Source organism: Bacillus sp. GMa5/1 (genome assembly GCF_050172015.1).
Taxonomy (GTDB): domain Bacteria; phylum Bacillota; class Bacilli; order Bacillales; family Bacillaceae_G; genus Bacillus_A; species Bacillus_A cereus.
On sequence record NZ_JBNLYC010000160.1, the window covers coordinates 1 to 8,897 of the forward strand.

Consider the following 8,897-nt stretch of genomic DNA (forward strand, 5'->3'; position numbering starts at 1 on the left):
CCCGTTCCTTGTGGAACTTTTAGTCTTATATATAAGAGTGAGATAGAAGAAATAAAAAAAACCAGTAATATCAAGGGTTTATAGAATATGAAGTGTCAAAAAAAAGCGACACCTGTGTCAAAAAAAAGTGACACCTAAAAAAAGGTAAATAACAAAAAAAAAAAGAACGCAAGAAAATTTTACGCTCTTTTAAAATAAATAAATAGGTAGTTTATGTTTTTTCTTTCCTTGATCTTCGACTTTAAAATTTCTTAAGGAATCCCTAAAAATATGTTGAGTTGCTTTATCTATTCCATCTTTAGGAGAACAACACATAATATTTGGATTTACAAACCATGTACGACTAGTACAAACACGTCCATCTTCAGTAGTAACACCTGCTTGTGCAACTGCTAATACGCCCTTTTTTAATAAAGCATTCATAACACTAGAAATACTTTGACGAGTCATTTTAAACTTTTCAGCTAAATATGTAGGTGATGCTGGATTATTTGTCTCACGTTCTACAAGAACATTAGTTTTAAACTCTACAGATGAAGTTAATTTGAATAAAAAAGCTTCTTCCTTACTACTTAAATAACCTATTTTAATTAGATAATCTATATTATCCATTATAATTTGCACAAATCTCACCCGATCTGTAGGTTTTTTCTTTTTACCTATGAAATATTCTTCCCCACCAGACATTTTACTTAACATCTGTAAAAGCATAGCTCTTTCTTCTTCTGAATATCCACCAGTTTGCAACTGGTCATAAATACTATCAATCTTACTATCTCTTATTTTTGCTTTTTTTTCAGCTTGTCTAAAATCTACAACTTTTGTCATAAAATAATTCTCTCCCTTAGTGGAAGGAACCAACTTTTATATGTTAGAATGTATATAGAATATATATTGGTTGATTCCAACCGTATTAAGAAAAACCGCCTTGCCGTCCAAAGCTTGGGCGGTTTTTCTTATTTGTACGTCTTTCTAAAATATAATAACATGAAATCCATTACTAAAACTTTACATCTCTTGAGAAAATATAATATCTCCTCTTTTTTTCACAACTATTATCAAATCTATCTTTCCCTATCAAAATTTTGATATCTTCTCATTTCTCTCTTATGTTCATATTCAAATTGGTTATCTATTCCTTTGCTATCCAATTCTTTTTTAATATACCCTCTAAAAACTTTAAATTGCTCTTTTAAACTTTTTTTCGTTTGGTTATACAAAATTCTTATATTCATCTTCAAATCCTTTATTTGAGCTTTTAACGAGCTTATTTCAATATTTAATTTTCTATTATCTTCTCTCAATTCTAGATTTATCTTCTGAGATTCTTGTAAAGAATCGTATAAACTATTAACTTGAAGATTTAATTCCTTATTTTCTTTTACTAAATCCGTATTCTGCAAACGCTCATAATCTTTTTTTACAGTGACTGCTGCAGTTATCAATTCTTCTATTTTTTCAAGTTGCTTTGGAGAAAAAACATAATTACCTGTCTCTTTTTCTATGATTTCAGGTTTACCAATTAATTTTGGTTTTACCTCTGTCTTAATCTCTTTCTTTTCGGTCTTTAACGTAATTTTATTATTAGGCAATTGCTTACTTAACTCAATAAACTGATTCTCAATATTAGAAACTGCTTCAGCATATTCTTTGTATTGACGAACTTTCATATATTTATGGGAACCTACATTAGCACGTTCAAAATTTGGAATTTGTTCTTTAGCCAAAGATTCAATATAAGCCGTTTCTAATTGTCTCCAATTTGCAATTAGCTCCGTTCCTTTTCCTTGTATGCCTTGTTGTTGCAAGGCTCTATCCATTCCGACACGCCTCGTTAATCCTCGACTACTTTCAAAATTCGGTACATAGTTAATATGTAAATGCGGATTTGCTTCATCATCATGTAAAACCATGTTATATACTGCTAGATTTGGATTTCGCCCTTGAAAAGCCTCTGCATACTGTTTTAATGCTTCTTTTTTAGCTTCCCTATACTTTGGGTCATCTTTACCCTCTCCAACCGCTACAACCAATTCTCGTTGCTCATGTGTCTTTGTATCTTTTTTTATCTTGTCATAATAATCCTTAATTTTGCGATCATTGCGTTTTTGTTTCTCGTTATATTTATCTACTGCTTCTTGAAAAACATCCTTGTATACACTTTGAATGTCCTTTTGGACAAAGTAGATATTCTCTTCTAACCTGGATGGATCTATGCCAGGATTCCCATAAATGTTTTCTCTGTTATTATGGCTTAATGAACTTTGGTGAGATTGATTAAATGAGATAGAGAACAACATAAAGTGCCACCACTTCCTCTAGATTAATTGATACAATAAGTCTAGCAAGGCAACGAAATTGTGTCAATTAACGTAACCCTATACGTATTTCGACGCTTTCGCATCAAAATCGATAGGGGTCTGCGACGCTTTTCGACTTCGCCGAGCCATGCTAAGCATGGCAAAAAGACCTCGGACTTTGTCCGAACCTACAAGGGGAAAGTTCCCCTTGACCCCCTCAATCGAACTCCCCACCCCCTCAATCCTTGAGGGGCTCCCTCGCCGGTAGGCAGGTCAAAACAAAAGTTTTGACAATGCCAAGAGGGTTCGGGTGAAGTGAATTTGTCAATGTCCTTCCGCTCCTTATCCTCCCTGCGGTCCGGTACCGCTCCAAGACATTGACAAACGCCAAACAAGGAGCACTGCTTTAAGTCTAGCAGTTGCCCCCCTTATTAAAAAACCAACGTTGCCTTAAAGGCAACTAGATCGTCTTAAGACGTAGATTTACTAAACAATCGCGTCACTTGCCTGTTTCGCGTTTATATTTTCTAATTGATCGAAATCTCCAATCCGTTCTTTTAACATGAAAACTATTAATTTATATGTATTTGATATTCATTCCTAGTTAACATAAAGCTTCCTTGAAAAATCCTTTCAGCTGTGCTAGTGAGATCCTCAGTAATTTTACTAATACACCAGTTTGTTTAAGTCATCAGTACATTCCTTCACAATCTTTGTTTTCAACATACATAAGTAAATAGCATATTAACATTATGCATTGGGAATCTTACTAAAGGATAATAGTATTTTCTATGAAAATGCTACCATTCCCAAAATTTTCCCGCAATCAAAGGAAGGAGAAAGAAATGTCAATTAATAATATTAACCATGAGGACGTTAAAAATGCGCTATCCCAATCTGACGCTCAATGGGAGGCGGATATAACCATCTTTTCGTCACTCCCAATTGAAAAGCAGAAAATCTATCTTGGTGCTAAACCTCCGGAACACGAACCAAGTATCGAAGAGATAGAACAACGGGTATCATCGAAAAAAGAATCTCTTAGATCTGAGGCGTTGCAGGCTACAGGTGTACCAACATCCTACGACTTACGTAACGTTGGTGGAAAAAATTTCATAACAGAAGTCAAGGATCAAAAAAGTTGTGGTTCATGTGTTGCCTTTGGGACAATAGCTACTGCAGAGGGAAGCATGCGTGTACAAAATAATAACCCAAACCGTGCGGTGGACTTCAGTGAGGCCCAATTATTCTTCTGTTACGGGGCAGAAAGCGGAGCAACTTGTGATAGTGGATGGTGGCCTCCCTATGCTTACGACGCCTTTCAAAAAAAAGGAGTAGTTGATGAAGATTGTTATAGATATGACGACGGACTAGAGAAAAAGGATTGCAGTGGATTATGTGCGGATGCGGATAGTCGTAAGATGAGGATTAGTGGATACACAGATTTGACGGGAAAGCCTGCACAGATTAAAGAATGGATATCCTCGAATGGACCTGTGAGCGCATGTTTTATCGTATATCAGGACTTCATGCAATTTTATAAGGGCGGGATATACAAACATGTAACAGGCGAAAAACTTGGTGGACATTGCGTATCGATTATCGGTTACAATGACGATGAAGGTTATTGGATTTGTAAGAATAGTTGGGCCACGATTTGGGGGGAGCAAGGTTTCTTTAGAATCGCATATGGAGAATGCGGAATTGATAGTTGGTCAAACCATGGTGTTGAATGGGGATGTTAAATGTTAATGTATATTAAGATTTAAGAACATCTTCTTTAAGAGGAAATATTTTTTAAATATAGAAACCTCTAGAATTCTAATCCCAGTTCTAACCCACCCCAACGCTTAATGGCCAACAGGGTGGGTTTATAAATATAAATAAGGAGAAATGTTGAATGATTTTAAATGAGCATGATTCGGGTCGTTTAATCGAGATGAATGTAAATGAAATCTTGGTTGTATATCTACAAGAAAATCCAACGACAGGTTACCTCTGGAAGGTAGAGGAAACTTATGGCATAGAACAAGTTAGTGATCATTTCGAGCCAGGTGGTGCCATTGGCGCAGCAGGATTACGAGTGTTTAAGTTTCAAATCAATGGTATTGGGTTATATGAACTTCACATAAAGAACTGGCGTGAATGGGAAGGTGATGTCTCAATTATTAATCGATTCAAAGTTAAAATTGTTGTTAAATGAATATTATTTTATAAATTAAAAAATAATTTATACTTTCTAACTAATTATGATAAAGTAGCAATAAAAAAAATCAAATAACGTTTGGATTTTAAGTGATGTACTTGGTATTGTATGGGTACACAAATTAGGAATAAATCGATTCTGTCTACAGTACGGAGGGCCCTCTAGTCCCACCGATGTACACTTAAGGTGTTAAGGAAAATATCATCTATCCTCCTTATCAGAGGTTCATAATAGACCTATATTACATATTTTTTCCCCTTTCATAATTTAACTAAAGAAAACTGCCAGAAACAATTTCAGAAGCATCTTTTTATTAATAACATAATGTATATTAGTTTACTTTCACTTCCCCTTAAACATTGACTTCTCACCAAATTCTTTAATATTCTCAATTTATATAATAAAAGTATACATTCAAAACGCTATAAATAAAGAAGTTAAAAATCAAAATTAAAAAAACAATGCCATATAGAAATTCTATATGGCATTGTTTTTTTAATCCCTTATTTAACTAAAAAAATCTTTATACAGAAATATTCACCCAATTTATATAAAGACAAATATCTAAAACATTAGAAAAAGATACAATATCAATAAAATCAATTAATATTAAGGAGGAATATTTATGGGACTATCTTTTCATAATCAAACTAATGAAAAAATATATGTCGCGATAGCTTATTCTGATGTTGATTGTCAATCTGAAGGGAATATCCAATGGATAAAAAGAGGTTGGTGGGCTATAACACCTAATGATACAGTACTTGTATGGAATGGATCAGCTAATAATAAAATGTTTCTCTACTATGCTGAAAATGATGGACCTACTCGTATATGGGCAGGTGATAGATTTACTGACCTTCCACGTACAGCATTTAGTAGATGCTGGGCCATCCCTGGAGGTACTGACAGTAGAAATTTAGGTTTAAGATTATTCACAGCCACTGCAGATAATTTTACAATGAATTTAACTCCTTAAAAACAAAAAAACAATTCAATACACGTCTTACAACTTTGAATTCCACTATTCACTTAACTACAATATTCTATAAGCCTTCAAAACTTGTATGGCCTAATTTTTTTAGGCTTATATAACAAAGATAATAGCTGATACACAAATATCCTTATAGAATAAAATTATTTTGTATATTAAATCCTTCTTTGTTCTCTTTTTATAATCAAAAACACTAAAAAGGAGTGATAAAACATGTTTTATCACCAAACCGATAATCCAAATTATTATTCTTATAATCCTTATCATAATTCACAATATAGCCCACAATCCCCCCCTAATATTAGAGACAATATACAAAATCCATCATATTCTCCTCCTACTTACTATCAAAAGCACACACATCCCATATATAATCAAAATCCTTACACCCATAATACAAACTGGGAGGAAATAAGAAATATTGATGTACCTTACTCTGATCTTTTTAGAAAAATTGCTGACTACGCTGCAATAAATAATTTCGCAGGAGGCTTCCCAACCTTTAGAAGAGACCCAGCACGTTCAATCTATGAAATTATATTAATAAATCCACAATATGGAGTAAAAGAAGATATAAGAAATTTACCTTCACCTGCTAATTTCGCTCAACATATTAGAAATACAGATAGAAACTTAAAAGAAAACCCAAGATATTTAAGTGGATTTCCTAATTTTCATGTATCAGCATCAGGAAATCTTTTTGGAGCCACTAGATTATTCAAAAATGCAGGAGAAAGAAGATGGGTATCTGATTCAGAATTAGGCATAATTGGATCAGAAACTGATGAAAATCTAATGACAAGAGCACAAATGTACGCAGAAAGAAACGGGTTTGCTGGTGGATTTCCAAGTTTTGAACATAGTACTGGAAATCACGAAATAATATTACTAAACAAAGATGCAGCAACTAAAAGAATAGAATATTTTCCAGTATAAACACAAAATATTAAATAAAATTCCCAAAACACATAAATGTAATAAGGAGATGCTTTTAAATTAATTTATATTGCATCTCCTTATTACATTTACACAATAACTTCCATTTTATATTTTTAAACATTAAAAATTTTACATAAAGTGTATTCTAGATTTAACCTTTAAACCAATCTAAAAAACCTTTCCTTTTTTGTTTTTGTATATCTCTAATATTTTCAAGCAATAACTGATCTCGCTTCTCTAGCTTCTTCTCTATAAAAATTTCTAATTCACTGTTTTTACCTTCTACTTCAGTTAACTTTTTCTCCGTATTCACTAAATGCTCTTTTGTCGTAACCAATTCATTCGTAATTTCTTGCAATTTTTGAACGAGTACTTGATTAAATTGATTTTGTAACTGCTGATTTTCTAATACTTCATTCAATTTCTTTTCTAATTCTGATTTTTCTTCTTTTGAAACAAACGAATCAATTTCTCCGTTTCTCCATGCCCTAACTTGATCATAAGACCATTTTTGTACCTGTATTTTTTCTTTTATTGCTTTTAATTCTTCTATATTTTCCTTTGAATATCTTCGATGCCCCCCCTGACTTCGCTCCGTTTGTATATTAAATTCGTTTGACCATACCTTTAGTAAATCGGGTGTGATCCCTAAAAAATCCGCAACAATTTTCGGTGTATACATTTCCGATTTTAGTTCCAATTTTCATTCCTCCTCCAAAAACGGAATACGTTTTTCACTTAAAAAACACGATTAAATCAACGTTCTAATCAAAATCAGAATGTACTTACAACCGATATAACAACCGATTTTAAAAACAATTTAATTTCGAAATGCATTTCGATTTTACCACCGATATGTATTACTTCTCGATAATAACATCAAAATCTTTTTTCTATATACAAGATTTTATGCAAAAAAAGAATAGCGGGGATCCCTAGAATCCCCGCTACACCAACGATGTATAAAATCTTGTATATAAGATAAACAAAAAGAGAGAATAGAAACCTTGTAAACACACTGATTCTATCTAAAAAATTGCTACCGATAATAGGACGTTATGTTAACCAATAATGCATACGATATACACAAAAACTCTATATATTTTAAAAAACTTCTTGAACAAATAATTGTAATTTATCAGATACAAAAATAAACATACAAATACATATTTTTTAATGTATACGATAAAACTATATTTTAGATATTAAAAGAAAGGAAGTATATTAAAAATGAATCCAAAAGAATCCGTTTTTAATCTTACTAATAATAACGATATTGTTAAATACCTTAACGTGAGAAAAGACCCTATTGACTTACGAGACAAAATGTTTCAAAGTTACCTTTTTAGTAATGAAGAAGACCTTCCAACTCAAGTTGATCTTCGAAATCGGATGTCAGATGTTGTAGATCAAGGTCAACTTGGTTCTTGTACAGCAAATGCTATTGTATCTGGATTACGTGAATATCTTTTAAAACAATCCGGACGACCATTTGTACAGTTATCTCGCTTATTTCTGTATTATCATGAACGAGAAACAGAAGGACATATTCAAGAAGATAGTGGAGCCAATTTACGTGATGGAATGAGTATTCTTGAACAAATTGGAGTTTGTCCTGAAAAAGATTATCCTTACTGCATAGAGCATTTTCGTGATAAACCGTCTTCAAAATCAGAAAATGATGCTGGACTCTATCGGATTGGACAGTATAATCGTGTACAAGATTTACCACGATTAAAATCTGCTCTAGCCCATGGACTTCCAGTAGTTCTTGGTTTTCAAGTCACAAATGCTTTTTATCATTCAGATGAAGTCAGAAAAACTGGAATTGTACCTATATCAGGAACTGATGATGTAATCATAGAAAACGGGCAACCAGCGGGACATGCTGTTTGCGCTGTTGGGTACGATGATGATAAACAAATTGTGATTATTCGAAACAGCTGGGGAGATGGTTGGGGAGATAACGGTTATTGTTATTTTCCATATGAATTATTCCAAAACGGAATTGTACAAGATATGTGGACAGGACGTTAATTAAAAAGTTTGATTATTTACACTAAAATATGAAAATGAGCTGTCCTTATAGATGGCTCATTTTCTGTTTATAACAATACTGATATTACTAAAAACAGTATATTTTAAAACGATTTATAATTATACGTTCCTCTTGTTTTTGGGTGTAAGTGCTGGCTCGTCGTGTGGGGACGAAACCCCACATAGCGTTAATTCATACAGAAAAAAACAATACTTTGAACGGAAGAACTGACGGTTCGGCTGGTATAATTGCTAATCCAAGTCGAAAAAATTAATCTCGTTTTTGGTCTGTTCGGCTTGGCGAAAGCTAAAAACCAGCCGAAAAAAGTTTTGCAAGGACAGAATCAAAAAGAAAAGACGATTGTCTTTTCTTTTTGATTCTGAGGGTGGAGATTTTTGAGAGAGTTTTTCAAAAATACGA

At 32.9% G+C, this 8,897-nt stretch carries 8 protein-coding genes; 5 read left to right on the plus strand and 3 right to left on the minus strand.

The features are described from left to right. Window positions 1-189: 189 nt before the first annotated feature. On the minus strand, window positions 190-828 hold the full coding sequence (locus tag ACQGSG_RS23595) for a MarR family transcriptional regulator (protein ID WP_426948149.1): 639 nt from the start codon (window positions 826-828) through the stop codon (window positions 190-192). A gap of 236 nt (window positions 829-1,064) precedes the next feature. Further along, the gene (locus ACQGSG_RS23600; RefSeq protein ID WP_426948151.1) at window positions 1,065-2,300 is read right to left on the minus strand and encodes a plasmid recombination protein; all 1,236 of its coding nucleotides are present in this window, start codon (window positions 2,298-2,300) and stop codon (window positions 1,065-1,067) included. 845 nt (window positions 2,301-3,145) lie between these two features. Between ACQGSG_RS23600 and ACQGSG_RS23605 the strand changes: the two genes are divergently transcribed. The 4 genes from ACQGSG_RS23605 to ACQGSG_RS23620 all read left to right on the plus strand — a co-directional run bounded on the left by ACQGSG_RS23605 (window position 3,146) and on the right by ACQGSG_RS23620 (window position 6,436). Continuing rightward, the gene (locus tag ACQGSG_RS23605) at window positions 3,146-4,045 is read left to right on the plus strand and encodes a C1 family peptidase (RefSeq protein ID WP_426948153.1); all 900 of its coding nucleotides are present in this window, start codon (window positions 3,146-3,148) and stop codon (window positions 4,043-4,045) included. Window positions 4,046-4,200: 155 nt separating this feature from the next. Then, window positions 4,201-4,503 carry a protease inhibitor I42 family protein gene (locus ACQGSG_RS23610; protein ID WP_426948155.1) on the plus strand — a complete coding sequence of 101 codons (303 nt, stop codon included), beginning with the start codon at window positions 4,201-4,203 and terminating at the stop codon, window positions 4,501-4,503. Between the two features lie 628 nt (window positions 4,504-5,131). Then, on the plus strand, window positions 5,132-5,485 hold the full coding sequence (locus ACQGSG_RS23615; RefSeq protein ID WP_426948157.1) for a DUF1036 domain-containing protein: 354 nt from the start codon (window positions 5,132-5,134) through the stop codon (window positions 5,483-5,485). Between the two features lie 228 nt (window positions 5,486-5,713). Beyond that, window positions 5,714-6,436 carry a hypothetical protein gene (locus ACQGSG_RS23620; RefSeq protein WP_426948158.1) on the plus strand — a complete coding sequence of 241 codons (723 nt, stop codon included), beginning with the start codon at window positions 5,714-5,716 and terminating at the stop codon, window positions 6,434-6,436. 154 nt (window positions 6,437-6,590) lie between these two features. On the opposite strand, the gene ACQGSG_RS23625 is transcribed toward ACQGSG_RS23620, so the two are convergent. Beyond that, window positions 6,591-7,139: a MerR family transcriptional regulator gene (locus ACQGSG_RS23625; RefSeq protein WP_426948160.1), complete on the minus strand. Its 549-nt coding sequence runs from the start codon at window positions 7,137-7,139 to the stop codon at window positions 6,591-6,593. Between the two features lie 530 nt (window positions 7,140-7,669). On the opposite strand from ACQGSG_RS23625, the gene ACQGSG_RS23630 reads away from it, so the two are divergent. Beyond that, the gene (locus ACQGSG_RS23630) at window positions 7,670-8,476 is read left to right on the plus strand and encodes a C1 family peptidase (protein ID WP_426948162.1); all 807 of its coding nucleotides are present in this window, start codon (window positions 7,670-7,672) and stop codon (window positions 8,474-8,476) included. The last annotated feature ends 421 nt before the right edge of the window (window positions 8,477-8,897 follow it).

What these genes read in the sequence shown, in the direction of transcription:
- ACQGSG_RS23630 (WP_426948162.1), top strand. Translation starts at nt 7,670, where the DNA reads ATGAATCCAAAAGAATCCGTTTTTAATCTTACTAATAATAACGATATT.
- ACQGSG_RS23600 (WP_426948151.1), bottom strand. Translation starts at nt 2,300, where the DNA reads ATGTTGTTCTCTATCTCATTTAATCAATCTCACCAAAGTTCATTAAGC.
- ACQGSG_RS23620 (WP_426948158.1), top strand. Translation starts at nt 5,714, where the DNA reads ATGTTTTATCACCAAACCGATAATCCAAATTATTATTCTTATAATCCT.
- ACQGSG_RS23595 (WP_426948149.1), bottom strand. Translation starts at nt 828, where the DNA reads ATGACAAAAGTTGTAGATTTTAGACAAGCTGAAAAAAAAGCAAAAATA.
- ACQGSG_RS23605 (WP_426948153.1), top strand. Translation starts at nt 3,146, where the DNA reads ATGTCAATTAATAATATTAACCATGAGGACGTTAAAAATGCGCTATCC.
- ACQGSG_RS23615 (WP_426948157.1), top strand. Translation starts at nt 5,132, where the DNA reads ATGGGACTATCTTTTCATAATCAAACTAATGAAAAAATATATGTCGCG.
- ACQGSG_RS23610 (WP_426948155.1), top strand. Translation starts at nt 4,201, where the DNA reads ATGATTTTAAATGAGCATGATTCGGGTCGTTTAATCGAGATGAATGTA.